Genomic DNA, 25,822 nt, shown 5'->3' with positions numbered 1-25,822 from the left:
ATGGTTACCAAGACAGCCAACCGCCCCGGCGTGAAGAAGCGCATCCGCAAGATCTTCGGCGATATCCACGAAGTCGTGCAGATGCCGAACCTGATCGAGGTTCAGCGCGAATCGTATGAGCAATTCCTTCGCTCCGATCCGTCCATCGGCTACGTCTCGGGCCTCGAAAAGACGCTGCGCTCGGTCTTCCCGATTCAGGATTTCGCCGGCACCGCCAGCCTCGATATCAAGGAGCGCGACGGTTACGTTCTCGAAGCTCCGAAGTATGACGTGAACGAATGTCGCCAGCGCGGCATCACTTATGCTGCGCCGATGAAGGTGACGCTGAAGCTCGCCACGTTCGAAGTGGACGCCGAGACGGAAACCAAGTCGCTCATCGATATCAAGGAGCAGGACGTCTACATGGGCGACATCCCGCTCATGACCGAGAACGGCACCTTCTTCATCAACGGCACCGAGCGCGTGATCGTTTCGCAGATGCACCGTTCGCCGGGCGTGCTGTTCGACCATGACCGTGGCAAGACGCACTCTTCGGGCAAGTACCTCTTCGCTGCCCGCGTGATCCCCTATCGCGGGTCGTGGCTCGATTTCGAATTCGACGCCAAGGACATCGTCAACGTCCGTATCGACCGCAAGCGCAAACTGCCGGTCACCGCGCTGCTTCATGCGCTGGGCCTGAGCGATGAAGGCATTCTCCACCATTTCTACGATATCGTGAAGTGGGCGCGCGCCGAAGGCGGCTGGAAAGTTCCTTTCGTGCTTGAACAGTGGCGCGGATCGAAGCCGATGTTCGACATCGTCGATGCCAAGTCGGGCGAAGTGATCTTCCCCGCAGGCCAGAAGATCAGCCCGCGTGCCGCGAACAAGGCGGCCAAGGACGGTCTGGAAGAACTGCTGATCCCGACCGAGGAAATCTTCGGCCGCTATGCTGCACGCGATCTGATCGATGAATCGACGGGCCGTATCTGGATCGAAGCCGGTGACGAAGTTTCGCCGGAAAACCTCGATCTGCTCGACAAGGCCGGGATCGACAGCCTCGAACTGCTCGACATCGACCACGTTTCGACCGGTCCCTGGATCCGCAATACGCTCAAGGCCGACAAGGCACCGGATCGCGATCACGCGCTAGCCGATATCTATCGCGTCATGCGACCCGGCGAGCCGCCGACGCGCGAAACCGCCGAAGCGCTGTTCGACGGCCTGTTCTTCGATGCTGACCGCTATGACCTTTCGGCTGTGGGCCGCGTCAAGCTGAACATGCGTCTTGCGCTGGAATGCGAAGACACGGTCACCACCCTGCGCACCGAGGACATCCTCGCCGTGGTCAAGGAACTGGTGAACCTCAAGGACGGCAAGGGCGAAATCGACGATATCGACAACCTCGGCAACCGCCGCGTGCGTTCGGTGGGCGAACTGCTGGAAAACCAGTACCGCGTCGGCCTGCTCCGCATGGAGCGCGCCGTGAAGGAGCGCATGTCGTCGGTTGACGTCTCCACCGTCATGCCGAACGACCTGATCAACGCAAAGCCGGCCGTGGCTGCTGTGCGCGAATTCTTCGGCTCCTCGCAGCTCTCGCAGTTCATGGATCAAACCAATCCGCTCTCCGAAGTGACGCACAAGCGTCGCGTTTCGGCATTGGGGCCGGGCGGTCTCACGCGTGAGCGCGCAGGCTTTGAAGTGCGCGACGTTCACCCCACGCACTATGGCCGCATCTGCCCGATTGAAACGCCGGAAGGCCCGAACATCGGTCTGATCAACTCACTGTCGACCTTCGCCCGCGTCAACAAGTACGGCTTCATCGAAACGCCGTACCGCAAGGTCGTGGACAACAAGGTGTCCAAGGACGTCATCTATCTTTCCGCGATGGAAGAGCAGAAGCACACCGTCGCGCAGGCTTCGGCCGAACTGACCGAAGATGGTTCGTTCGTCGAAGAACTCGTCTCGGCTCGCCAGAACGGCGAATTCGTGATGAGCCCGCGCGATCAGGTTACGCTGATGGACGTCAGCCCCAAGCAGCTTGTGTCGGTGGCCGCTTCGCTCATTCCGTTCCTGGAAAACGACGACGCGAACCGCGCGCTCATGGGCTCGAACATGCAGCGTCAGGCCGTTCCGCTGATTAAGGCGGATGCGCCTTTCGTCGGCACCGGCATGGAAGAAACGGTTGCCCGCGATTCGGGCGCGGCAATCTCGGCGCTGCGCTCCGGCGTGGTCGATCAGGTTGACGCAACCCGTATCGTGATCCGCGCCTCGGGCGATATCGAACCCGGCCAGTCGGGCGTCGACATCTACCGCCTGCAGAAGTTCGAACGCTCGAACCAGTCGACCTGCATCAACCAGCGTCCGCTGGTGAAGGTGGGCGACCTGATCGAGAAGGGTGACATCATCGCCGACGGTCCCTCGACCGAGTTCGGCGAGCTGGCGCTGGGTCGCAACGTGCTCGTCGCGTTCATGCCCTGGAACGGCTACAACTACGAAGACTCGATCCTGATCAGCGAACGCATCGTGAAGGAAGACGTCTTCACCTCGATCCATATCGAGGAGTTCGAAGTCATGGCCCGCGATACCAAACTTGGGCCTGAAGACATCACCCGCGACATCCCGAACGTCGGCGAGGAAGCGCTGCGCAACCTCGACGAAGCGGGCATCGTCTATATCGGCGCTGAAGTTCACCCCGGTGACATCCTCGTCGGCAAGATCACCCCGAAGGGTGAATCGCCGATGACGCCAGAAGAAAAGCTGCTCCGCGCGATCTTCGGTGAAAAAGCCAGCGACGTGCGCGACACTTCGCTCCGCCTGCCGCCGGGCGTTGCTGGGACTATTGTCGACGTGCGCGTCTTCAACCGCCACGGTATCGAGATCGACGACCGTACCCGCGCGATCCAGAACGAGGAAATCGAACGCCTCGCCAAGGACCGCGAGGACGAGCGCGCCATTCTCAACCGCGCAACCTTCAATCGCCTCAAGGACATGCTGCTCGGACAGGTTTCGGCAGCGGCGCCCAAGGGCATCAAGAAGGGCGAAGTCATCGACGAGCAGGTGCTTGCCGATGTCGAACGCTACGAATGGTGGAAGTTCGCCGTGGCCGACGATGCGCGCCAGCAGCAGCTGGAAGCAGTCAAGGCGCAATACGACACGGCGGTGAAGGCGATCCAGGAGAAGTTCGAGGACCGCAAGGAAAAGCTCGAACGTGGTGATGAACTCGCCCCTGGCGTGCTCAAGATGGTCAAGGTCTTCGTCGCGGTGAAGCGTAAGCTGCAGCCGGGCGACAAGATGGCCGGCCGTCACGGTAACAAGGGCATCATCAGCCGCATCCTGCCGCAGGAAGACATGCCGTTCCTCGAAGACGGCACGCCGGTTGATTTCGTGCTCAACCCGCTGGGCGTGCCGTCGCGCATGAACGTCGGGCAGATCTTTGAAACGCACCTTGGCTGGGCCGCGCGCGGCTTGGGCAAGCGTATCGGTGCCGCTCTGGATTCGTGGCGCGAAGCCAACCCGAACCCCGAAGCTGGTCAACCGCCGGAAGCGGTGCGCGAACTGCTCTCGGAGATCTACGGCAGCAACTACACTGACGAAATCGCCGCGCGCAGCGACGAACAGATCATCGACTTCGCCCAGTCGGTCCGCCTTGGCGTGCCGATGGGTTCGCCGGTGTTCGACGGCGCCGTTGAAAAGGACGTGACCGACATGCTGCGTCTGGCTGGCCTCGATGAATCGGGTCAGGTCACGCTGTTCGACGGTCGCACCGGCGATGCCTTCGACCGCAAGGTTACCGTGGGCATGAAGTACGTGCTGAAGCTGCACCACCTCGTCGACGACAAGATCCACGCCCGTTCCATCGGGCCGTACTCGCTCGTCACGCAGCAGCCGCTGGGTGGTAAGGCGCAGTTCGGTGGCCAGCGCTTCGGTGAAATGGAGGTATGGGCGCTTCAGGCCTATGGCGCGGCTTATACGCTGCAGGAAATGCTCACGGTGAAATCGGACGACGTGGTCGGCCGCACCAAGGTCTACGAAGCAATCGTCAAGGGCGACGATACCTTCGAGGCCGGCATTCCCGAAAGCTTCAACGTGCTCGTCAAGGAAATGCGCTCGCTCGGCCTCAACGTCGAACTGTCGTCGATCGACGACACCGACGACGACGGTCTCGCGCAGGCGGCGGAGTAAGGATCATGGGCGGCGGCCCGTCCGCCGCCCTCCCCTTCGCAAAGAAATTCACGTCCAACGCCTCGGTTTGAGGCAAGGGAACGGCACCAAATGAACGACCTGACCAAATTCACCAACCAGCTCGCCAAGCCCGAGACCTTCGACCAGATTCAGATCGGTCTGGCGTCGCCTGAGCGCATTCGCAGCTGGTCCTTCGGCGAGATCAAGAAGCCGGAAACCATCAACTACCGCACGTTCAAGCCCGAGCGTGACGGCCTGTTCTGCGCGCGCATCTTCGGCCCCGTGAAGGACTACGAGTGCCTGTGCGGCAAGTACAAGCGCATGAAGTACAAGGGCGTCGTCTGCGAAAAGTGCGGCGTCGAAGTGACAGTCACCAAGGTGCGCCGCGAGCGCATGGGCCACATCGAGCTGGCCGCGCCTGTCGCGCACATCTGGTTCCTCAAGTCGCTGCCTTCGCGCATCGGCCTGCTGCTCGACATGCAGCTCAAGATTCTTGAGCGCATCCTTTACTTCGAAAGCTATGTAGTTACCGAGCCGGGCCTGACCCCGCTCGAAAAGTACCAGACGCTTACCGAAGACGAACTGCTCGACGCGCAGGACGAGTATGGCGAAGACGCCTTCTCCGCCGGGATCGGTGCCGAGGCTGTCAAGCACATGCTGATGAACCTCGATCTGGAGCAGGAACGCGACGATCTGATGGAAGAGCTGCGGACCACCAAGTCCGAACTCAAGCCCAAGAAGATCATCAAACGCCTCAAGGTCGTGGAATCGTTCATCGATTCGGGCAACCGCCCCGAATGGATGATCCTTGATGTCGTGCCGGTCATCCCGCCCGAACTGCGCCCGCTGGTGCCGCTCGACGGCGGCCGCTTCGCCACGTCGGACCTCAACGACCTCTACCGTCGCGTCATCAACCGCAACAACCGCCTGAAGCGTCTGATCGAACTGCGCGCGCCGGACATCATCGTCCGCAACGAAAAGCGCATGTTGCAGGAAGCCGTTGACGCTCTGTTCGACAACGGCCGCCGTGGCCGCGTGATCACCGGCGCCAACAAGCGTCCGCTGAAGTCGCTGTCCGACATGCTCAAGGGCAAGCAGGGCCGCTTCCGCCAGAACCTGCTCGGCAAGCGCGTCGACTATTCGGGCCGTTCGGTCATCGTGACCGGTCCTGAACTCAAGCTGCACCAGTGCGGCCTGCCTAAGAAGATGGCGCTCGAACTGTTCAAGCCGTTCATCTACGCGCGTCTTGATGCCAAGGGTCTGTCGATGACCCTGAAGCAGGCCAAGAAGTGGGTCGAGAAGGAACGCAAGGAAGTCTGGGACATCCTTGACGAGGTGATCCGCGAACACCCGGTCATGCTCAACCGTGCGCCCACGCTGCACCGTCTTGGCATTCAGGCGTTCGAACCGGTCCTCATCGAAGGCAAGGCGATCCAGCTTCACCCGCTCGTTTGCTCGGCCTTCAACGCCGACTTCGACGGTGACCAGATGGCCGTCCACGTGCCGCTTTCGCTGGAAGCCCAGCTTGAAGCGCGCGTGCTGATGATGTCGACCAACAACATCCTGTCGCCCGCCAACGGCAAGCCGATCATCGTACCGTCGCAGGACATGGTTCTCGGCATCTATTACCTGTCGATGGATCGCGCTGGCGAACCGGGCGAAGGCATGCTGCTGGCCGACATGGCCGAAGTGCATCAGGCGCTCGAATGCAAGGCGGTGACACTGCACTCGAAGATCATTGCCCGCGTTCCGCAGACCGACGAAAACGGCAAGCAGTACCTCAAGCGCTTCGAAACCACGCCGGGTCGTATGCTGATTGGCGAATGTCTGCCGAAGAGCCACAAGGTGCCGTTTGACGTCGTGAACCGCCTTCTGACCAAGAAGGACGTGGGCGACGTGATCGACGAAGTGTATCGTCACACCGGCCAGAAGGACACGGTGCTGTTTGCCGACGCCATCATGGCGCTGGGCTTCCGCAACGCGTTCAAGGCAGGCATCTCGTTCGGTAAGGATGACATGATCATCCCCGACAGCAAGGATGCGCTGGTCAACGAAACCAAGGAACTGGTGGCTGATTACGAACAGCAGTATCAGGATGGTCTCATTACCCAGCAGGAAAAGTACAACAAGGTGATCGACGCCTGGAGCCGTTGCGGTGATCAGGTGGCGAACGCCATGATGGAAGAGCTGAAGTCGTCGCCGATCGATCCCGAAACTGGCCGTCAAAAGCCGATCAACGCGATCTACATGATGTCGCACTCCGGCGCTCGTGGCTCCCCGGCGCAGATGAAGCAGCTTGCGGGTATGCGCGGCCTGATGGCCAAGCCTTCGGGCGAAATCATCGAAACGCCGATCATCTCGAACTTCAAGGAAGGTCTGACCGTTCTTGAATACTTCAACTCGACCCACGGCGCTCGTAAGGGCCTCGCGGATACCGCGTTGAAGACCGCAAACTCCGGTTACCTCACCCGCCGTCTGGTCGACGTGTCGCAGGATTGCGTCGTGATCGAGGAAGATTGCGGCACCGAACGCGCGCTGGAAATGCGCTCGATCGTGCAGGGCGGCGCGACCATCGCATCGCTGGGCGAACGTATCCTTGGCCGCACGCTGGCCGAAGACATGATCGAAGCCCGCAGCGGCGAAGTGATCGCCTCGAAGGGCGACCTGTTGGACGAGCCGGCGATTGCCCGGATCGAAGCAGCCGGTTTCCAGTCGGCGCGCATCCGTTCGCCACTGGTCTGCGAAGCCACGCAGGGCGTTTGCGGAAAGTGCTATGGCCGCGATCTTGCACGCGGTACGCCGGTCAACATCGGTGAAGCTGTCGGCGTTATCGCCGCGCAGTCGATCGGTGAACCGGGCACGCAGCTTACCATGCGTACCTTCCACATCGGTGGCGCGGCGCAGGTGAACGAACAGTCGCACCTCGAAGCGATCAGCGACGGCACCGTGCAGTACCGCGATATCCCGACGATCACCGACAAGCGTGGCCGTCGTCTGTCGCTGGCCCGCAACGGTGAAATCGTGGTCGTCGATACCGAAGGACGTGAGCGCGCAATCCACCGTGTGCCTTACGGTACGCACCTGCTGCACGAGAATGGCGCCATTGTTTCGCAGGGTGATCGCCTTGCTGAATGGGATCCATTCACCACGCCGGTGATCACCGAAAAGCCCGGTATCGTGCGCTATCAGGATCTTGTCGACGGCAAGACCCTGACCGAGCAGACCGACGAAGCCACCGGCATGTCGAGCCGCGTCGTTACCGAAAACCGTGCCGCTGGCCGGGGCAAGAAGGAGGATCTGCGTCCTCGTCTGACCCTGCTGGACGACGATTCGGGCGAAGCTGCACGTTATCTGATGGCGCCGGGCACGACGCTTTCGGTGGAAGACGGCCAGAAGGTCGAAGCGGGCGACATTCTTGCCCGTGCTTCGCGCGAAGCCGCCAAGACCCGCGACATCACCGGCGGTCTGCCGCGCGTTGCCGAACTGTTCGAAGCGCGCAAGCCGAAGGACAATTCGATCATCGCCAAGATCGCAGGGCGCATCGAATTCGTGCGTGACTACAAGGCCAAGCGCAAGATCGCGATCATCCCGGAAGAGGGTGAACCGGTTGAGTATCTGGTGCCGAAGAGCCGCGTGATCGACGTGCAGGAAGGCGACTATGTCAAGAAGGGCGACAACCTGATTTCAGGTTCGCCCGATCCGCATGACATTCTGGAAGTGATGGGTGTTGAGGCTTTGGCCGAATACCTCGTTGCCGAAATCCAGGAAGTCTACCGCTTGCAGGGCGTGAAGATCAACGACAAGCACATCGAGGTGATCGTTCGCCAGATGCTGCAGAAGGTTGAGATCACCAACGGTGGCGACACCACCCTGCTGCCGGGCGAACAGGTCGATCTGGAAGAAATGCTGGAAACCAACGGCAAGCTGGAAGAGGGCCAGGTGCCCGCCGAAGGCAAGCCGGTGCTTCTGGGCATCACCAAGGCTTCGCTGCAGACGCGCTCGTTCATCTCGGCTGCGTCGTTCCAGGAAACCACTCGCGTGCTGACGCAGGCGGCGGTCGAAGGAAAGCGCGACAGCCTGATCGGTCTGAAGGAAAACGTGATCGTGGGCCGTCTCATCCCCGCCGGCACCGGCGCGGGCATGAACCGTCTGCGCGTTGCCGCCTCGTCGCGCGATGCGGCGCTGCGCGCTTCATATCGCAAGCTTCAGGAATCGCTGATCGCTCCGGCGACGGCAGCCGAAGAACACGCGGCCGAACTGGCACAGGGACCGGAAGCTGCACTTGGCGATGATCCGCTGGCTGTGGTCGAAGGCGAAACCCACGGGCTTGATGCCGATGCGGGTGACTACCTGATCAAGGGTGAAGACGAGGCCTGATCCTCGATTTTCGCCAGAAACAAGAGGCCCCGCCGGAGCGAACCGGCGGGGTTTTTTGATGCATTCAATCCGTTTCGGGGTATTTATCAGGTGTTTACCGACACCTAGGTTTTATAAACTGGGCCGCACATTTTCGAAATTTACTTTGTTCGCGAATGTTAGCGCATCAAACAATCCTTGGGTGCCTAACATGATCAGAGATCGCACAACGCGCGGTGCAAGACTGGTTGTCGGACTTATCGTCGTCTCTATTGCATTGGCTGCGGTGACGATCGGGTACATCCGCTTTGGTGGCCCTCTGCATCGCCAGAACTTGCTGCAGGACGAACTCCTGGCCGATATCCTGCCACCGCCCGCCTTTGTGGTTGAGCCATATCTCCACACCACTTGGGCGATTGCTGACCCCACCCACGCAGAAGAGGCGGCGAAGGACCTGGCTGACGAGCGTGCCTTGTTCGAACAGCGCAAGGCTTATTGGGCCACGGCACCAGTGCCTGAAGAACTGAAAGCAGAAGTTGCTGCGACTATCGGAACCGCCGATGCTTTCTGGAGCGCAATGGATCGCAGCTTCCTGCCCGCGATGAAGGCAGGCGATATGGCAACGATGCAGCGGGTCCATGCTGCCGAGCTGACACCGGCCTATCGCAAGCAGCACGATGCAGTGACCCACCTCGTCGCTTCGTCAGGCAAGTATCGGGAAGGTTTGATGAGCTTTGCATCAACCGTGGTCGGAAGCTTGCTGGCACTGTTTGCTCTGCTTGCGCTGACTATCCTTGCGATGGTGCATGGCGCGGCTCGCATGATTCGCAATTCGGTCGTGCAGCCCTTGGTCGAGACGGCAAGTGTCATGGAGCACATGGCCAATGGCGAATATGCCTTAACCGCGCCCGGAAGCGAACGGCAGGACGAAATAGGGATTATGGCGCGCGCGATTGCCGTGTTCAAAGAAAGCGGAATGGCCCGCCAGAGAGCGCAGGAGAATCAGCAGCAGGTGGTCGCTGCCCTTTCCGCAGGTCTGGATTGCATGGCCCGCCAGAACCTCGAATACCGTATCGATGAGGCATTTCCTGAAGGGTATGAGGAACTGCGCAACAATTACAACATGGCTGTCGATTCGCTGGCCGCAGCGATGCGCACCGTTCGCGTCGGGGCGGCTAGCGTGCTTTCCTCAATCTCCGAAATTAGCGTTGCTGCGGACGACCTTGCGATGCGCAACGAACAGCAGGCGTCCAGCCTTGCAAACACAGCCGGGGCGATGAATGCCGTTACCGGGAGTGTTAGGGATACGGCAAGCGGTGCGCAGGATGTGCAGGCGGCGATTGCCACAGCACAAGAGCAGGCCAATGCTGGTGGTGATGTCGTGCGGCAGGCGGTGGCAGCGATGGCACAGATCGAAGCATCCGCGCAGCAGATCAGCCAGATCATCACGGTGATCGATGGCATCGCCTTCCAGACCAATCTCCTGGCGCTCAATGCCGGTGTCGAAGCTGCGCGTGCAGGTGAATCGGGCAAGGGATTCGCGGTTGTCGCCACAGAAGTTCGTGCATTGGCGCAGCGTTCTGCCGAGGCGGCGCAGAACATCAAAACGCTGATCGAAAATAGCACGGCTCAAGTGGAGGAAGGCGTTCGCCTCGTCGGCGCGACGGGCGAACGGTTAACCGGGATCGTCGATCAGATCGCAACTGTTGATGGATTGGTTGCACAGATCGCAGAAGCTGCCGTCCATCAGGCGGCAAGCCTGGAACAGGTCAACGTTGCTGTCGCGGCAATGGATCAGATGACGCAAGCCAATGCCGCAATGGTAGAGCAATCCTCTGCTGCGACCCACAGTCTGTCAACCGAGGCACAAACTCTCACGGCCTTGGTAACGCGCTTCCGGACTCGCGATGTCGACAAGCGCCCCGTCCAAGTCAGCAACCCGGACAACCTGAGGCGCCATTCGGCCGCTGAAACCGCACTCCATGTTCCGGCTGTGGTCCGATACGGAACCTGAAACGACAAAGGCCCGGCTCGCATATGCAAGCCGGGCCTTTCTGTTGACGGAGCGCGCCTACTCAGCGGCCCTTGCGGTGTTCGCCCTTGACCCAGCGGACCGTGCCCGACGAAGCGCGCATCACCACGCTTTCGGTGGTCATCACGCCGTTCTTGTGGATCTTCACGCCTGAAAGCAGCGAGCCGTCGGTCACGCCGGTAGCGGCGAAGATGCAATCGCCCTTGGCCAGTTCCTTGAGATCGTACTGCTTGTTCAGGTCTTCGATGCCCCACTTGCGGGCGCGGGCCTTCTCGTCTTCATTGCGGAACAGCAGGCGGCCCTTGAACTGCCCGCCCACGCAGCGCAGCGCTGCTGCGGCCAGCACGCCTTCGGGGGCGCCGCCGGTGCCCATGTACATGTCGATGCCGGTATCCTCATCGGTCACCGCGATCACACCTGCCACATCGCCATCGGGAATCAGGCTGATGCCGCAGCCGATGCTGCGCAGTTCCGCGATCAGGTCCGAATGGCGCGGGCGGTCCAGCACGCAGACGATGATATCGCCCGGCTCCACGCCCTTGGCAGCGGCCACCGCCTTCACGTTCTCGCTGGGCGACTTGTCGAGATCGATGATGCCTTCGGGATAGCCCGGGCCGACGGCCAGCTTGTCCATATAGACGTCAGGCGCGTTGAGCAGCCCGCCTTCTTCAGCCACGGCCAGCACGGCCAGCGCGTTCGGGCCGGCCTTCGCGGTGATTGTGGTGCCTTCCAGCGGATCGAGCGCGATATCGATCTTCGGCCCCTTGCCCGGTGCTGCGCCAACCTTTTCACCGATGTAGAGCATCGGCGCTTCGTCGCGTTCGCCTTCACCGATCACCACGGTGCCGTCCATGTACAGCTCGTTGAAGGCGGCGCGCATGGCTTCGACTGCAGCGGCATCGGCGGCCTTCTCGTCGCCCCTTCCGATCAGCTTGGATGCGCCGATGGCGGCGGCTTCGGTCACGCGGACCATTTCCAGCACGAGAACGCGGTCAAGTACCTGAGAGGCGGCGGGGTTGGTGGTCTGGTCGGTCACGTGGGCTCCAACTTCGTCAGATGGTGGCGGGAACGGGTATAAAGCGCGGTCGGTTCAGCCACTGTGCAGCATCGCACCGGCACGACCGGCTCGACGGGACGCAATGACTGTGCAAACGTATGCACAAACATCAGGCGATCACGCGATTGGCATTGCGTGACACAGATGACATTGGTGTGACCCGGCACTAGACGCGAGGGAAGGGTGTTGTCGAGACGGACAGTAGCAGTTCTGGCCAGCCTTGCGCTTCTTTTTGGCGCTGAGCTGGCCTTTGCCCAAAATTCGAGTGTGCCAAATCCCGGTGCCGTGCAAGGCCCTGCCGCACCGGATGCCCCCCCTTCCGACGCAGATGTGGCGCGCAATCTGCTGTCCACTTCGCAAACGCAGCGCTGTCGCCCGATGCAGCGGTCTGACGGAACCATCGTGGTATGCGGCGGCAAGGAAGCGAGCGACCGTGAGCGCGTGCCGCTGCGCGATGAAACCGATGGCGCGAAATCGACCGATACCGGCGTGCCACGCGCGCCCAACGTTTCGGGCCTGCGCGATTGCAGCCGTGGCTGCATCGGCGTGGGTGGCGTGCCCCCGCCGATGTATTATTTCGATATCAAGGCGCTGCCCGCCCCGCCGCCAGGGTCGGACGCGGATCGGATTGCCAAGGGTGAGATCCCGGCACGCTGATGCGCCGGGACATCGTTATTCCCCCAGAATGTGCATGACCAGCGGCGGTTCGGCCAGCACCGGCGATCCTTCGAGCAGGCGCAGCGCTTCGGCAATGGCGCTTTCTGGGCCTTCATGCGTGACCATCGCCACCATGACCTGCGCGTTGTCCGAATTGCCCTTCTGGATCAGGCTTTCAATCGAAACGCCCGCATCGCGCATCGCGGCAGTGATTTCTGCCAGAACGCCGGGGCGGTCCGCCACGTTGAAGCGGATATAGGCCTTGCCGGTGCGGTGCCCGGTTTCTGCCGGAGCCGCTTTTTGCAATTCAGCCACCGGGATCGAGAACGGCGCGCCGATATCGCCGCGCGCGATGTCGATGAGGTCGGCCACCACCGCGCTGGCCGTAGGTCCATCGCCCGCGCCCGCGCCCTGGAACAGCAGGCGGCCCACGAAGTTGCCCTCGGCCACCACCGCATTGGTCGCGCCATCAACATGCGCCAGCGGATGATCGCGATGCACAAGATGTGGATGCACCCGCTGAAACAGACGGCGATTGCCTTCCGCGTCGATTTCCGTTTCGGCCATGCCGATCAGGCGAATATAGTATCCCAGCGCGTCGGCCTGCGCGATGTCTGCGGCCAGCACGCGGCGAATGCCCGTGGCGGCGACTGGCTTGAAGTCCACCGCCGTGCCGAACGCAATCGAAGACAGGATCGAAAGCTTGTGCGCAGCATCGATGCCATCGATGTCGAACGTGGGGTCGGCCTCGGCATAGCCCTTGGCCTGCGCCTCTGCCAGCACATCGGCAAAGTCGCGCCCGGTGTCTTCCATCGTCGACAGGATATAGTTGCAGGTGCCGTTGAGAATGCCATAGACCCGCGCGATCTCGTTCGCGGCCACGCCTTCTTTCAGGCCTTTGATCACCGGGATGCCCCCTGCAACCGCCGCTTCGAACTTCAGCGCCACTTTGGTCGCTTCGGCCTTTGTCGCCAATTCAACGCCGTGGTGCGCGATCATCGCCTTGTTGGCGGTGACAAGCGCCTTTCCAGCCTCGAACGTGGTGCGCGCCAGCGCCAGCGCCGGGCCGTCAGCCCCGCCGACGAGTTCGACCACCACGTCCACGTCGGGCCGTTCGCCCAGGATGACCATATCGTCTTCCCACGCATAGCGTGAAACGTCGAAGCCGCGATCCTTCTGCCGGTTTCGCGCGCTGACGGTGGTAATCACGATCGGTCGGCCCGCGCGTCGCGCAATAAGATCGGCGTTGGCCTCGATCAGTCGGATTACCCCGCCGCCGACCGTGCCAAGCCCGGCCAGCGCGATGCGCAAAGGTTCGCTCATGTCATTCCCGTTCGCTGGAAACCTGCAGAATCTGCGCGGCGGGCCTTAGGGGACGCAAGGCTGCGGGGCAACAACGCGATTGGCGTTTCGCGAAATGCCCCGGTGGGTCAGTTCTGCCGAATCATTCCTGCACGGCGGGGCGGGTGCGCGTGCATTCGCCAAGCTGCTCGATGACATAGGCATAGTCTGTCGCTGCTGCGCGCACCTGATCTGCGGTGCCCGAAAGGCTGGCACCGGGGGGCATGGAGCGCGGCATGAAGCAGGCGAGGCGATACCATGTCAGCGTATCGCGTTCGGGTGGCCGGGCCGCCTGATCGACGATTTCCGATAGGCTCACCCCCCATGCTTTCGCCATTCCGGGGCGGCGCACCACGGTGAGCGAAACGGGAGCATTGTTCTGCGTTTGCAGAAACACCTGCGTTTCGCCTTCGCCTGCAAGATTGCCCGGCACGTATAGCACTTCGCGCACGCCCTTGATGCGCGGCGGGGCTTCGGGTGAAAGCAGTTCTGTCAGGATGCCGCGCGTGCGCATTTCGTTTGCGGCCGACCATGCGATCTGCGCGGCCCCGTCGACCAGCCGCAACTCGCCGGGTCGCCCGGCCACGGTCCGCGCAAAGACGAGTGCGACCTGCTTCTTCAGCTTCGGCACCTTGCCTTTGGCATCAAGCGGCACGTCTGCCAGATACCGCACCGTTTCGCCCATCGCCGGGCCGCTCAGCACAGTCTGCGTTTTGGCTTCCACCAGCACGCGGGCCATGCCGAGGGGTAGGCCGGGAGCTTGTTCCGGTTTCAGGAGGCTGACTTTCTTGATCTGCACACGCAGCACCACTTCGGATGTGTCGGCCAGACTTGCCAGATCGGCATAGGTCAATGCAGCGTTCGCAACGGTGATGTCACCGCTTGCATCGCCGCGAATCAGGGCCTGCTGGGCTTGCGCAGCGGCCGGAACGAATCCAGACCACGCGGCCGCGGCGATTGCGGCGGCGATGATCGGACGGACAACAAACCTAGGCATTATCGTATCTCCGGCGGTGCTTGACCCTTGCAGCCGCCCCTGTGTTTCTCGCCAATTTCAGCCAGTGCAACCCTGAATCGTTGGTTAACCGATAAAGCATTTGCGCGGCTATGCCTTCGCCGTTAAAGATGCGCCCGTTCGGGCAATCCAAAAACAAGCAGCCCGACGCTTGCCGCCGCCAAACCCCCTGGTTTGATGTCGGCGGACCGGGTTGCCGGCAGGGTGGATTGAAATTTGCTGGATTGGCCTGCGGGCAGGACGGTGATCCTGTGCGTCGGCACCACCTTGGTTCAGGGCCGTATTGCGCGTGCTCCGGGCCCGGGTGGGCGATCAGGAGTATTGGAGCTGAATGGCATACGCTGACCAACAGATGAGCGGTAACAAGATCACCGCGCTCATCATCGTTGCGATTCTTCATGTCGCCGTCGGCTACGCGCTTGTCACAGGGCTCGCGTACGAGGCGATCAAGAAGGTCAAAGAGGTGACCTCGGCGGTCAACATCGAGGAAGAGAAGCCGCCGGAAGAACCGCCGCCGCCTCCTCCTCCGAAGGAGAATACGCCGCCCCCGCCGATCGTCGCGCCTCCGCCGCCGATCAGCTTTAACGCGCCAGCGCCGCAGGTGCAGACGGTTAATGAAGCGCCTCCGATTCCGGCCCCGCCGGCACCGGTTGCTCTTCCTGCGCCGCCCGCAGCTCCGCCGCCCCCGCGCTTTACGCCGAAGGCTGCCGTTCCCAAGGGCAACCCCGGCAACTGGGCGACATCGAACGACTACCCCTCGCGTGCTCTTCGTGAAGAGCGTGAAGGCACCACGGGTTTCCGTGTCACTGTCGGCACCGATGGGAAGGTTACGGACTGTCAGGTTACCCGCTCGTCGGGCAGCCCTGATCTGGACGAAGCCGCGTGTTCCAACATCCGTCGTCGCGCACGCTTCACGCCTGCGACCGATGGTGAAGGGAACCCGGCCACTGGTTCGTACTCCAACTCGATTCGTTGGGTCATCCCTAAGGATTGATCGACGGCAATCGTCTCACCGAATGGCACGAAAGCTCGTCTGAACGGCTTTCACGCACTTTGATTTGATTTGAAGAGGAAGACTCGCAATGTCCATCTACACTCTGGCCGCTGCTGCCGCTGCTGCTGCGCCGCAGAACAAGTTCGGTTTCGCCGAAGCCCTCGAACAGGGCGGTTTCATCGCCTATGCTACCGTCGTGATCCTCGGCATCATGTCGTTCGGCTCGTTCTTCATCCTGTTCACCAAGTTCTTCGAACAGAACAAGATCCTTGGCCAGTACAAGACCATCCGCTCGACCTTCTGGAAGGCTCCTTCGCTCAAGGAAGGCGCTGCAAAGCTCGACAAGAACTCGGCATGGCGCCAGCTCGTCGACGACGGCATCGCCGCTGAAGAACAGCACGCCAAGATGACCGACGCTCTTGAAGCGCACGATTGGCTGCACGGTTCGCTGGCTCGTTCGGAAGCCGCTGTGAACTCGAAGCTTGCTGGCGGTCTGCCCTTCCTCGCAACCGTGGGTGCAACCTCGCCGTTCATCGGTCTGTTCGGCACCGTGGTCGGCATCTACCGCGCTCTGATCAACATCGGTCTGGCTGGTTCGGCTTCGATCGACAAGGTCGCAGGTCCGGTCGGTGAAGCTCTGATCATGACCGCGCTTGGTCTGCTCGTGGCTGTGCCTGCCGTGCTTGCCTACAACTGGCTGCAGGCTCGCAACAAGAAGATCGCTGAACTGCTGTCGGGCTTCTCGACCGACGTTCTGGCGAACATCAACTCGAAGGGCGCTGTGAAGCCCGCCACCCCGGCGGCTCCGGCAACCCCGGCCGCTCCGGTCAAGAAGTAAGCATGAAACCGGGCTGGTGGCTTGCTGCCGGCCCCTTTCCGGAAACGCGGGACTTCTGCCGGAGTCCATTCCCATCGGGAAAACTCCGGCACCTTCCGCGGCTCAGAACGGATAGGATGTAACTCATGGCAATGTCTGTAGGCGGCGCTGGCGGTCAAGAACGCCCGATGTCGGACATCAACACCACGCCGCTCGTGGACGTGATGCTGGTGCTGCTGATCATCTTCCTCATCGCAGTGCCGGTCGCGATCCAGACTGTCGAAAAGCTCAAGGTTCCGGTCCTTCCCAGCGAAGAGTCGCAGGATAAGGTCGAAAACCTGATGCTCACGGTGGTCGCTACCGACGGGGCAGGCCGCAGCCCGAAGGAGCCTGGTTATGAAGGCTCCACGCGCAACGGTCAGTGCCGCGTGTATTTCAACAATACGACCCCGGTCGATAACCAGGAACTGTACCAGAAGGCTTTCGACCGTCTCGACGGCATCGTGAAGCGTGAAGGCGGCGCCGAAAATATCGATCCCGAAAAGATCCCCGAAGTGCATATCCGTGGCGACGTGAACGTGCCGTGGAAGTGCATCGCGGGTGCCATCTACAACGTGCAGTCGGCTGGCTATCCGAAGGTCGGCTTCATCTCTACCCCGGTCGATCCGAACGGCTAAGCCGCTTCCGACCGGACCAGAGAGCGAACAGGAGCAACAATCATGGGAATGAGCGCCGGCAAGGATGATGGCGAGCCGATGATGGAAATGAACACGACGCCGTTGATCGACGTCATGCTCGTTCTCCTCATCATGTTCATCATCACCATCCCCGTGGCCACCCACGCGGTGAACATCGACCTTCCGCAGCCGTCTCCGCCGACGCCTAACCAGCAGGTGGACCCGATCAAGAACAAGCTTGTCCTGAACAATGCAGGCCAAATCCTTTGGAACGGTGTTCCCACCACAGAGGGTCAGATGGTTTCGCTGCTTCAGGCGACTAAGGCGATGACCCCCGAGCCGGAACTTCAGTTCCAGCCCGAGGAATACGCCAGCTACGAGATCGCGAACCGGATGATGAAGATCATCACGGATTCGAAGGTCACCAAGTTCGGCTTCGTCGGCAACGAAAACTTCGCCACCTTCCAGAAGGCTGGCCAATAAGTTTCTCGCTGCAAGGCTTGCAGAACGAAAAGGGGAGTGGAGCAATCCACTCCCCTTTTTCGTGGGCGATCAGCGCGCGGGCAAAATCGCCTGTTGGATGGCGGACACAACACTGGCCTCACGCTCGGCCCAAGATCCACCTACACGTTCCCACCGAACACCTGCGCGCACCAGAACCCCCTCCGACAGTGCTGCAAACCGCGCCCGCTGCGCATTGTCGCCAAAGAAGCGCGTGCCATCGGCCACCCACGGCACATCAGGTTCGAACAGCAGGTAAAGGTCGGCCTTCGGGTACGTCAGCAGCCTGTCGGGCACCTCACCAAACAGCATCTGTGCCCAAGCGGCCGTCATCAGTGGATCGGTGTCCAGCAGCAAAACGTCCGGTCGTGCCCGCGCGGCCGCCTCCGTTGCCGCCACATGCCCGGCGGCAATGGCCAGCAGGTCATCCATCGTCAGATCGGTGCCGTGCTTTTCGCAATATTCGCGGCCATATTCCGCCACGACGGGCCAATCGAGCCGCTCCTGCAACCGGGCTGCCATCACGGATTTTCCGGTGCTCTCCGCCCCGTGGAAGCACACCGTCAGCACGCGCGCGCCGCCTTCATCCACTCCCGCAGACCCAGCGCCGACATCACCAGAAACACTGCATAAAGCGCGGCCAGCAGCGGCAATCCGCGCGAAAGATAAAGGCCAATGGCCACCACGTCGATCACCACCCACAGCACCCAGTTTTCGATCCGCCGCAGCGACAGCAGTATCTGTGCCGCAATGCTCGCGCCTGCGACCGCCGAGTCCGCAAAGGGTAGCGCAGCATCGGTAAACCGGTGGAGCAGCCAGCCTAGCGACAGACTAAGCGCCGCTGTAACCGCGCTCCAGATCACCCGTTCGCGCCCGCTCAGCCAGCCGACTGGCACCGCGTGGTCATCGCCGCCCTTGGCGCGATACCACAGCCACCATCCCCAAAGGTTCGCGCCGAAAAAGAACGCCTGCAACCCCGTCTCGGCATAGAGCCGCGCTTCGAACAGCACGATGGCCGTGCAGGTGACCGAACCGAGCGCGAAGGGGAAATTCCACACCGACCGGCGCACCAGCAGCGCGATATTGGCAAGGCCCAGCACGCTTGCCGCAAGCTCGACCGGGTTCACCAATGCCGCTCCAAAGGCCGAAAATTGGTCACGATCCGGGCGTGTTTCTGAACTGCACCTAGAAGCACCTAGATGCACCTAAGCCGCGCAAGATCACGTCAAAGCGCCTTCCCACTGCTCCTGTTTGAACCCTACGAGCAGTCCATTCGGATGCTCCAAAATCGGCCGTTTGATCACCGAACTATGCTCGGCCAAAACCGCCGGAGCCGCATCGCCACCCAGCGCTGCCTTCTGCGCGTCATCCAGCTTGCGATATGTCGTCCCGGCCTTGTTGACCACTTTGTCCAACCCGGCGGCGGCAATCCACTGCGCGATGCGCGCCGGGTCCGCACCCTGCTTTTTGTAATCGTGGAAGGTGTAGGCAATTCCTTTGGAATCCAGCCAGTTGCGCGCCTTCTTCACGGTGTCGCAATTGGGAATGCCGTAAACTGTAATGGTCATCGCTCGTCCCGATTGAAGTGATGCACCCGCGTTGGCGTTCCCGCGAACAGGGTGTAGCTTTCGTAGTATTCGGCGCGGCCTTTGCCTTGTATTTCAGCATGATGCGCCACGCGCCGCCAAGCCAGCGCCGCTGCCTCGTCCGCCCATTCGGACAGGGCGATCACTTCGCCATCATCTGCGGTGTAGGATTTGAAGCCGAGATAGCCTGGTTGCTCCGCCGCCAGTTGCGCCATCGCATCGGCATCGCGCGCATAGGCTGAGGTATCGATATCGGCGCGTTTGCGATTGCGGAAGACGACGAGGAACATGGGGTGTCTCTAGCGTGGAAAAGCACCACCCCCAACCCCCTCCTCTGAAGAGGAGGGGGCTTTGACGCCGTTTGCCCGGAACTGTGGACATTCATGTCCTATTGCGACAAAGGCACTGCATGAGCCTGAACAGCTTCGGTCACCTTTTCCGTTTCACTACCTGGGGCGAGAGCCACGGGCCGGCGCTTGGCGCGGTGGTTGATGGTTGCCCTCCGGGGCTGGCATTGAGCGAGGCGGATATCCAGCCTTTCCTTGATGCGCGCCGTCCCGGCCAATCACGCTTCACCACGCAGCGGCAGGAGCCGGATCAGGTCCGCATTCTTTCCGGCGTGTTCGAAGGGCGCACCACCGGCACGCCGATCAGCCTGATGATCGAGAATGTGGATCAGCGGTCAAAGGACTATGGCGATGTCGCCAAGGCCTATCGCCCCGGCCATGCCGACTATGCCTATGACGCGAAGTATGGTTTCCGCGATTATCGCGGCGGCGGGCGATCCTCGGCGCGTGAGACGGCGGCGCGGGTGGCCGCAGGCGGCGTGGCGCGACTGGTGCTGCCCGAAGTGAAGATTCTGGCGTGGGTGAGCGAAATCGGCGGCGATGCCATCGATATGGCGCGCTTCGATGAAGCAGAGATCAGCCGCAACCCCTTCTTCTGCCCCGATGCGCAGGCGGCGGCGCGTTGGGAAGCGCTGGTAGACGAGGCGCGCAAATCCGGCTCCTCGCTGGGCGCGGTGGTGGAATGCGTGGCCACGGGGGTTCCGGCAGGCTGGGGCGCGCCGCTCTATGCCAAGTTGGACGCTGAACTCGCCCACGCGATGATGGGCATCAATGCGGTGAAGGGCGTGGAAATCGGCGATGGCTTCGCCGCCGCACGCAACACCGGCGAAGGCAACGCCGATCCGATGCGGCCCGGTTCAGCAGGCCCGGAATTCCTCGCCAACCACGCGGGCGGCATCGCGGGCGGCATTTCCACCGGACAGCCGGTGAGCGTGCGCGTGGCCTTCAAACCCACCTCCTCGATCCTCACCCCCATGCCCACGATCACGCGGGAAGGGGAGGCGACCGAACTGTTCACCAGGGGCCGCCACGACCCCTGCGTCGGCATTCGCGGCGTACCGGTGGTGGAAGCGATGATGGCCTTGGTGCTGGCCGATCAGAAGCTGTTGCATCGGGGGCAGTGTGGGTGAGGGGTGAGGTGGCGGGACGCTGAGTTCCGGAGTTTGTTGCGTATGTACCCAAACTGTGAATTTACGGGCTGATAGCGATATAGTTCTTAGCCGTGCAAATAAAGTTTGCAAGGCATGTAGAGCTAAAATAGTCATAGTAAAACTTTATAATTCCAAAAAAAGCAAAAATAGCTGCGGCCGACGTCATCCATATTCCGCCTATATCCGTTTTGATGAATATTGATTTTTCATCTTTTCTTGCAAATTTCTTTGCGTTTTTAAACAATCCTAAAATATCATTCAGCCTGTCAGATAATGAGTCTAGAGATTTTGTGTATAATGTAGTTCTTTCGATATTTTGACTCATGTTACTCTGCATATCAGTTATCCGTTGATTGATAATCATGGAGTTATGATCATTCTCCTGATTTGCCTCATCGATCTTCTGTTGAAGGTTTTGCCAAGCATTGTCTAATCTTGCGATGTGCGGTTTTGCGTATTGCTGCCATCTTTGATGAGCAAGTTCCGCCTGTTCTTCCGTAAGCCCCATCGCAACTAATTCAGAGAAAAGAGGGCCTGGATCGGAGTCACAAAGACTTTGAACATCATCTATGCTCATAGCCAACTCCGGCATTCCGTTATCATTCAATGTGTTCACCGCAGATTTTGCGATGGAGAAGAACTCAAAATGCAAAGCCATCGTCAACTGCTTTTTGTCTAACTCCAACTGCTCTTTCAAATTTTCAAATAGGCTTCTAAATGTCTCAATATTGTCTTTTGAAGATCGAATTAAATTGATGCTTTCTTCTACGGATAAATCTACTTTTTCTACGAAATTTCGTTGATTGGCTCTATGTGGTTTGGCACACTCCATCCATTCGGGGATGAACATCAATATAGAATATGCGCCGCACGCAAATAAAATAATTGGTATAAATATGGCGCTATTCTTTGCTGACTCTTCAGTCAAAAACTCTTTAAATGACGGGGTTAAGCCGAAAATTGACATCAAGCAGCAAAGCGAGAAAAATACCATCGTATTTCTGTGGTAGTTAAAATACTCACTAGAGTATTTAAATGAATCCTCCGATTTTGGCTTTTTGTCTCCATTTTCTACCATAATTTGAGGACCCACTAGGCTGAGAAACGGATCGCCATAGACGTTCAAAGATAATTCCAGAATTACTTAATTTACAACAATTTTGTGCCTACGCTGTCGACTTAGTCAATCTCTCTGCCTCCATCGCAAGCTTGACAAACTTTGCCAGAATACACCATATTTCCGGCAATCAGGCTTGAAGATGGCAACCATGAATATTTCTCTGCCAGATCCCATGAAGCAATGGGTGGAAGCGCAGGCTGAGACAGGCCGCTACAGCAATGTCAGCGATTATGTGCGCAATCTGATCCGGCGGGAGCAGGAGCGCGGGGACAAGATCGCCCGGATGCAGCGACTTGTCGATGAAGCGCGGCCCAGCGGCATAAGTGACCTGACGATGCGTGACATTCGCGCTCTTGCCTTGAAGCAAGCCGGAATGAACGCCTGATGTGCCATCGTATCGATTTACGCAAGCAGCCACCGACGATCTTTTGGCAGCTACGCGATTAGCCTCCAGCCTCTACATTTTCGTCACCCCGGCGAAGGCCGGGGACCATTTCTCATAACAAGACGCCGTTTGCTTGGCACAATGGATGCTGAAACAAGTTCAGCATGACGATGTTGGGGTGGGGGGTTGCGAACGGGATAATTGCCAATCGGTCTATGCTGGGCACACCCAACCATAAACTCCCCCTCAACGGTTGAGCCTGTCGTGAAACGCCGTTAGTCTCTCTCGCAACAAAATTGCGGGAGCACAGTTCTTGGCCAGGCGCCTTACTCTCTACATCCTGATCGGCATGGTGCTGGGCATCGTCGTCGGTTACGCGCTGAATGTGTCGTATCCGAAGGGCGATGCGACGCTGGCCTATGTGGCCGATACGCTGAAGCTGTTGCCCGATGTGTTCCTGCGGCTGATCAAGATGATCGTTGCGCCGCTGGTGCTGGCGACCATCGTCACCGGCATCGCTTCGATGGGCGATAGTGCGGCGCTGGGGCGGATTGGGGGGCGGTCGCTGGCGTGGTTCATCACGTTCAGCTTCGTGTCGATCAGCTTGGGCCTGATTCTGGTCAACCTGCTGAAGCCGGGGGTGGGGCTGGAGCTTACGGCTACCGGGGATCTGGGCGAGCTAGCGACGGGCGACTTCACGTTCCGCCACTTTGTGCTGTCGGTCTTCCCGGCCAGCCCGATCGAGGCGATGGCGAAGAACGATATCCTGCAGGTGCTGGTGTTCTCGCTGTTTGTCGGCATCGCGCTGTCTGCCGTGGGCGAAAAGGGCGCGCCTCTGGTGCGCGGGGCCGAGGCTTTGGCGCAGATCATGCTGACGATCACCGGCTATGTCATGCGCTTTGCCCCGTTTGCGGTGTTTGGCGCGATTTCATCGGTGATCGCGGTGCGCGGGCTGGGGATCATCCTGACCTATGGCAAGCTGGTCGGTTCGTTCTATCTGGCGATGGTGATCCTGTGGGCCGTGTTGCTGGGGGCAGGTGCGATTTTCCTGCGCGGGCGGATTTTCACGCTGATCCGCTATATCCGCGAGCCGCTGCTGTTGGCCTATACCACGGCGAGTTCCGAAGCGGCGTTGCCCAAGCTGTTCGAGCAATTGGACCGGTTCGGCGTGCCGCGTCGCATTTCGGGCTTCGTGCTGCCGCTGGGGTATAGCTTCAACCTTGATGGGTCGATGATCTACACCAGCTTTGCGGCGATGTTCATCGCGCAGGCCTATGGCATCGAACTGCCAGTGAGCAGCCAGATCGTGATGCTGCTGACGCTGATGGTCACGTCAAAGGGCATTGCCGGGGTGCCGCGCGCCAGCCTTGTGGTGATCGCGGCCACGCTCAGCCAGTTCGGCCTGCCGGTGGAAGGCATTGCGCTGGTGCTGGGGGTGGATCACTTCCTCGATATGGGGCGGTCGGCCACCAATGTGGTTGGCAATGCGGTGGCCACTTCGGTCATTACCAAGTGGGAAGGGATGCTGCAGCCGCCGATGGACCCAGATGCGGAGCCGGCGCACGCGCCCGCGCATACGGCGGCAGATGGGCGTGCGGGGCTGAACCTTGATCCGGCGAACTTCGAGAATTGAGATAACGCTCGTCATTCCCGCGCAGGCGGGAATCCAGCGACCATATTGCCGTCGCGTGGCGACGACGTCTTTGGAGCTGGGCCCCCGCCTTCGCGGGGGTGACGAATGCGGATTGTAGGGGCAGGCCTACTTTGTCAGTTCTACCGGCGTAAACTCACCCAGACCGCACGATCCGCGATTGATCGGTCCCGGCCCGGCGGTGTTCGAAATCACCGTGATGATATCGACGTTGCAGAGCTGCGTCTGCGATGTGGCGTAGCTGAACGCGCGTTCGAAGCCCAAGCCGTTGCAGCGGCGGGGCAGGCTGTTGCGATACCAGGTGTTTGCACCGGTGCGGAAATCGATGGTCCAGTCATCGCGGACAATGCTTTCGCGAAGGGACTGGATGGGCAGGCAGTTGACCGCCTTGCCCATGACCTTTGCTTTGGGGATATCGCTGCGGTGGCCATCGTTGCCCGGCGAGGTGCTGGCGGCGCAACCCGCCAGCGCTGCGGTCAGGGCGATGCCTGTCAGAAGGATCGGAGTCTTGCGCTTCATGCCATGCTCTCCTTGCGTTTGCGCGCGGCGGGCTTTTTCGCTGCCGTCGCGGGTTTCGCCCCCTTTTCCAGAACCTTGTCCTTGAACGCGCAAAGGTCAATCAGCCCGCAGTGCCAGCACTCGGGCGTGCGTGCCTTGCACACATAACGCCCGTGCAGGATCAGCCAGTGATGTGCGCCCACGCGGAAGGGCTGGGGGACGTGTTTTTCCAGTCCTTTCTCAACGGCGAGCGGCGTCTTTCCCTTCGCAAGGCCGGTGCGATTGCCGACGCGGAAGATGTGCGTATCCACGGCAAAGGTTTCCGCCCCGAAGGCGCAGTTCATCACCACGTTGGCGGTCTTGCGCCCGACGCCGGGCAGTTCGGTCAGCAGATCACGATCAGCCGGAACTTCGCCGCCGTGATCGCGCACAAGGATTTCGGCCATCGCCATCACGTTCTTGGCCTTGGAATTGAACAGGCCGATGGTCTTGATATGGCTCTTGAGTCCCTCTTCGCCCAGATCGAGCATGTCCTGCGGTGTCTTGACGATGGCGAACAGTTTGCGCGTCGCCTTGTTCACGCCCACATCTGTTGCCTGCGCGGAAAGCGTGACGGCGACGAGCAACTGGTAGGTGTTGCCGTACTCCAGCTCGGTTTCGGGCGCGGGGTTGGCTTCGGCCAGACGGCGGAAGAATTCGAAGACGTCCGCCTTTTTCACGTCAGAGGCCCAGCACTTCGGGCATGGTGTAGCGGCCCGGCTTCTGGCCCAGCATCCATTCGGCCGCGCGGATTGCGCCCTTGGCAAAGATCGCGCGGTTTTCGGCAAGGTGGGAAAAGGTCAGCCGTTCATTGTCGGCAAGGAAGTGGACGGAATGGTCGCCCGCCACCGATCCGCCGCGCAGGGCGGCAAAGCCGATGGTGCCGGCTTGGCGCGCGCCGGTGATGCCATCGCGCCCGCGCACGGCTTCGTCCGCCAGCGCAACGCCGCGCCCCTTGGCCGCGGCTTCGCCCAGCAGCAGGGCGGTGCCCGATGGGGCGTCCACTTTCATGCGGTGGTGGGTTTCGACGATCTCGATGTCCCAGTCATCGCCAAGCCGCGATGCTGCTTCGCGCACGAGATGGGCGAGCAGCGTGACGCCGAGCGAGGTATTGCCGGTCTGCAGCACGGGAATGCTCACCGCCGCGGCATCGATCAGCCAGTGGTGGCGCTCTTCAAGGCCGGTGGTGCCGACGACGATGGGGATGCCTGCGTGGATCGCGGCGTCGAGATTGAACTCCAGCGCAGCCGGAGCGGAGAAATCGACCAGCACGTCGGCGGCTTGGGCCAGTGCCTTGGGATCGCCGCCCTTGTCGATACCGCCGGCAAAGTCGTGCCCTGCCGCCGCCACTGCTGCCTGCAACGCATTGCCCATGCGCCCTGCGCTGCCGATGATTCCGATTCTGCTCATTGCCTACCCCTTGCGTTGCGTGCTTCA

22 protein-coding genes are annotated in these 25,822 nt (G+C 60.7%); 11 read left to right on the top strand and 11 right to left on the bottom strand.

The features are described from left to right. The 3 genes from rpoB to HGI47_RS22505 all read left to right on the top strand — a co-directional run bounded on the left by rpoB (position 1) and on the right by HGI47_RS22505 (position 10,531). A complete protein-coding gene (rpoB, locus tag HGI47_RS01605) occupies positions 1–4,161 on the top strand; it encodes a DNA-directed RNA polymerase subunit beta (protein WP_168851014.1) in 4,161 nt (1,386 codons plus the stop codon). Between the two features lie 90 nt (positions 4,162–4,251). Then, entirely contained in the window at positions 4,252–8,538 is a 4,287-nt protein-coding gene (rpoC, locus tag HGI47_RS01600) for a DNA-directed RNA polymerase subunit beta' (RefSeq protein WP_168851013.1), read from the top strand. 190 nt (positions 8,539–8,728) lie between these two features. Next, the gene (locus tag HGI47_RS22505) at positions 8,729–10,531 is read left to right on the top strand and encodes a methyl-accepting chemotaxis protein (protein ID WP_168851012.1); all 1,803 of its coding nucleotides are present in this window, start codon (positions 8,729–8,731) and stop codon (positions 10,529–10,531) included. Between the two features lie 61 nt (positions 10,532–10,592). On the opposite strand, the gene glpX is transcribed toward HGI47_RS22505, so the two are convergent. Further along, positions 10,593–11,585, bottom strand: coding sequence for a class II fructose-bisphosphatase (gene glpX, locus HGI47_RS01590; RefSeq protein ID WP_168851011.1), 993 nt, complete (start codon positions 11,583–11,585; stop codon positions 10,593–10,595). 306 nt (positions 11,586–11,891) lie between these two features. On the opposite strand from glpX, the gene HGI47_RS01585 reads away from it, so the two are divergent. After that, positions 11,892–12,263, top strand: a complete 372-nt coding sequence (locus HGI47_RS01585) for a hypothetical protein (RefSeq protein ID WP_168851010.1) — start codon at positions 11,892–11,894, stop codon at positions 12,261–12,263. A gap of 15 nt (positions 12,264–12,278) precedes the next feature. On the opposite strand, the gene HGI47_RS01580 is transcribed toward HGI47_RS01585, so the two are convergent. Together HGI47_RS01580 and HGI47_RS01575 are read right to left on the bottom strand one after the other, a co-directional pair. After that, positions 12,279–13,586, bottom strand: a complete 1,308-nt coding sequence (locus tag HGI47_RS01580; RefSeq protein WP_168851009.1) for a homoserine dehydrogenase — start codon at positions 13,584–13,586, stop codon at positions 12,279–12,281. A 121-nt stretch (positions 13,587–13,707) separates the two neighbouring features. Further along, on the bottom strand, positions 13,708–14,601 hold the full coding sequence (locus HGI47_RS01575; protein ID WP_168851008.1) for a hypothetical protein: 894 nt from the start codon (positions 14,599–14,601) through the stop codon (positions 13,708–13,710). Positions 14,602–14,950: 349 nt separating this feature from the next. On the opposite strand from HGI47_RS01575, the gene HGI47_RS01570 reads away from it, so the two are divergent. From HGI47_RS01570 to HGI47_RS01555, 4 genes are all read left to right on the top strand, one after another. Further along, the gene (locus HGI47_RS01570) at positions 14,951–15,613 is read left to right on the top strand and encodes an energy transducer TonB (protein ID WP_168851007.1); all 663 of its coding nucleotides are present in this window, start codon (positions 14,951–14,953) and stop codon (positions 15,611–15,613) included. Between the two features lie 88 nt (positions 15,614–15,701). After that, entirely contained in the window at positions 15,702–16,451 is a 750-nt protein-coding gene (locus tag HGI47_RS01565) for a MotA/TolQ/ExbB proton channel family protein (protein ID WP_168851006.1), read from the top strand. Between the two features lie 125 nt (positions 16,452–16,576). Beyond that, entirely contained in the window at positions 16,577–17,107 is a 531-nt protein-coding gene (locus HGI47_RS01560) for a biopolymer transporter ExbD (RefSeq protein WP_168851005.1), read from the top strand. Between the two features lie 42 nt (positions 17,108–17,149). After that, positions 17,150–17,590 (top strand): biopolymer transporter ExbD, encoded by a 441-nt coding sequence (locus HGI47_RS01555; protein ID WP_168851004.1) that lies wholly within the window; start codon positions 17,150–17,152, stop codon positions 17,588–17,590. Positions 17,591–17,659: 69 nt separating this feature from the next. Here HGI47_RS01555 and HGI47_RS01550 read toward each other — a convergent pair whose 3' ends face one another. From HGI47_RS01550 to HGI47_RS01535, 4 genes are all read right to left on the bottom strand, one after another. Then, positions 17,660–18,199: an AAA family ATPase gene (locus tag HGI47_RS01550; protein ID WP_370521589.1), complete on the bottom strand. Its 540-nt coding sequence runs from the start codon at positions 18,197–18,199 to the stop codon at positions 17,660–17,662. Then, entirely contained in the window at positions 18,172–18,735 is a 564-nt protein-coding gene (gene pnuC, locus HGI47_RS01545) for a nicotinamide riboside transporter PnuC (protein WP_168851003.1), read from the bottom strand. Before pnuC ends, HGI47_RS01550 begins: the two co-directional genes overlap by 28 nt. A 93-nt stretch (positions 18,736–18,828) precedes the next feature. Further along, on the bottom strand, positions 18,829–19,176 hold the full coding sequence (locus tag HGI47_RS01540; RefSeq protein WP_168851002.1) for an arsenate reductase: 348 nt from the start codon (positions 19,174–19,176) through the stop codon (positions 18,829–18,831). After that, positions 19,173–19,484 carry an antibiotic biosynthesis monooxygenase gene (locus HGI47_RS01535; RefSeq protein WP_168851001.1) on the bottom strand — a complete coding sequence of 104 codons (312 nt, stop codon included), beginning with the start codon at positions 19,482–19,484 and terminating at the stop codon, positions 19,173–19,175. The genes HGI47_RS01540 and HGI47_RS01535 overlap by 4 nt, the downstream gene beginning before the upstream one ends. 119 nt (positions 19,485–19,603) lie before the next feature. Between HGI47_RS01535 and aroC the strand changes: the two genes are divergently transcribed. Next, the gene (gene aroC, locus HGI47_RS01530; protein WP_168851000.1) at positions 19,604–20,671 is read left to right on the top strand and encodes a chorismate synthase; all 1,068 of its coding nucleotides are present in this window, start codon (positions 19,604–19,606) and stop codon (positions 20,669–20,671) included. Between the two features lie 61 nt (positions 20,672–20,732). Here the strand turns inward: aroC and HGI47_RS01525 are convergent, their stop codons facing one another. Further along, on the bottom strand, positions 20,733–21,818 hold the full coding sequence (locus HGI47_RS01525; protein ID WP_168850999.1) for a flagellar protein FlgN: 1,086 nt from the start codon (positions 21,816–21,818) through the stop codon (positions 20,733–20,735). A 133-nt stretch (positions 21,819–21,951) separates the two neighbouring features. Here HGI47_RS01525 and HGI47_RS01520 point away from each other — a divergent pair, with 133 nt between their 5' ends. Both HGI47_RS01520 and HGI47_RS01515 read left to right on the top strand, forming a co-directional pair. After that, a complete protein-coding gene (locus HGI47_RS01520) occupies positions 21,952–22,197 on the top strand; it encodes a type II toxin-antitoxin system ParD family antitoxin (protein ID WP_168850998.1) in 246 nt (81 codons plus the stop codon). 313 nt (positions 22,198–22,510) lie between these two features. Continuing rightward, on the top strand, positions 22,511–23,830 hold the full coding sequence (locus tag HGI47_RS01515; RefSeq protein ID WP_168850997.1) for a dicarboxylate/amino acid:cation symporter: 1,320 nt from the start codon (positions 22,511–22,513) through the stop codon (positions 23,828–23,830). A gap of 126 nt (positions 23,831–23,956) precedes the next feature. Here HGI47_RS01515 and HGI47_RS01510 read toward each other — a convergent pair whose 3' ends face one another. From HGI47_RS01510 to dapB, 3 genes are read right to left on the bottom strand one after another with little or no spacing between them, the layout of a single operon-like run. Next, entirely contained in the window at positions 23,957–24,367 is a 411-nt protein-coding gene (locus HGI47_RS01510) for a hypothetical protein (RefSeq protein ID WP_168850996.1), read from the bottom strand. Further along, a complete protein-coding gene (gene nth / locus HGI47_RS01505; protein WP_168850995.1) occupies positions 24,364–25,065 on the bottom strand; it encodes an endonuclease III in 702 nt (233 codons plus the stop codon). The genes HGI47_RS01510 and nth overlap by 4 nt, the downstream gene beginning before the upstream one ends. Before the next feature lies 1 nt (position 25,066). After that, positions 25,067–25,795, bottom strand: coding sequence for a 4-hydroxy-tetrahydrodipicolinate reductase (gene dapB, locus HGI47_RS01500; protein WP_168850994.1), 729 nt, complete (start codon positions 25,793–25,795; stop codon positions 25,067–25,069). Positions 25,796–25,822 lie beyond the last annotated feature (27 nt).

Source organism: Novosphingobium sp. ERN07, from assembly GCF_012641335.1.
Classification (GTDB): Bacteria; Pseudomonadota; Alphaproteobacteria; order Sphingomonadales; family Sphingomonadaceae; genus Novosphingobium.
Note: the sequence above shows the minus strand (reverse complement) of the source record. Positions and strands in the feature narration are given on the sequence as shown.

Coding starts and splice junctions, on each gene's coding strand:
- HGI47_RS01565 (WP_168851006.1), top strand. CDS start 15,702: ATGTCCATCTACACTCTGGCCGCTGCTGCCGCTGCTGCTGCGCCGCAG.
- HGI47_RS01580 (WP_168851009.1), bottom strand. CDS start 13,586: ATGAGCGAACCTTTGCGCATCGCGCTGGCCGGGCTTGGCACGGTCGGC.
- HGI47_RS01560 (WP_168851005.1), top strand. CDS start 16,577: ATGGCAATGTCTGTAGGCGGCGCTGGCGGTCAAGAACGCCCGATGTCG.
- HGI47_RS01535 (WP_168851001.1), bottom strand. CDS start 19,484: ATGTTCCTCGTCGTCTTCCGCAATCGCAAACGCGCCGATATCGATACC.
- aroC (WP_168851000.1), top strand. CDS start 19,604: ATGAGCCTGAACAGCTTCGGTCACCTTTTCCGTTTCACTACCTGGGGC.
- HGI47_RS01555 (WP_168851004.1), top strand. CDS start 17,150: ATGGGAATGAGCGCCGGCAAGGATGATGGCGAGCCGATGATGGAAATG.
- dapB (WP_168850994.1), bottom strand. CDS start 25,795: ATGAGCAGAATCGGAATCATCGGCAGCGCAGGGCGCATGGGCAATGCG.
- HGI47_RS01510 (WP_168850996.1), bottom strand. CDS start 24,367: ATGAAGCGCAAGACTCCGATCCTTCTGACAGGCATCGCCCTGACCGCA.
- HGI47_RS01520 (WP_168850998.1), top strand. CDS start 21,952: ATGGCAACCATGAATATTTCTCTGCCAGATCCCATGAAGCAATGGGTG.
- HGI47_RS22505 (WP_168851012.1), top strand. CDS start 8,729: ATGATCAGAGATCGCACAACGCGCGGTGCAAGACTGGTTGTCGGACTT.
- rpoC (WP_168851013.1), top strand. CDS start 4,252: ATGAACGACCTGACCAAATTCACCAACCAGCTCGCCAAGCCCGAGACC.
- HGI47_RS01540 (WP_168851002.1), bottom strand. CDS start 19,176: ATGACCATTACAGTTTACGGCATTCCCAATTGCGACACCGTGAAGAAG.
- rpoB (WP_168851014.1), top strand. CDS start 1: ATGGTTACCAAGACAGCCAACCGCCCCGGCGTGAAGAAGCGCATCCGC.
- HGI47_RS01570 (WP_168851007.1), top strand. CDS start 14,951: ATGGCATACGCTGACCAACAGATGAGCGGTAACAAGATCACCGCGCTC.
- HGI47_RS01575 (WP_168851008.1), bottom strand. CDS start 14,601: ATGCCTAGGTTTGTTGTCCGTCCGATCATCGCCGCCGCAATCGCCGCG.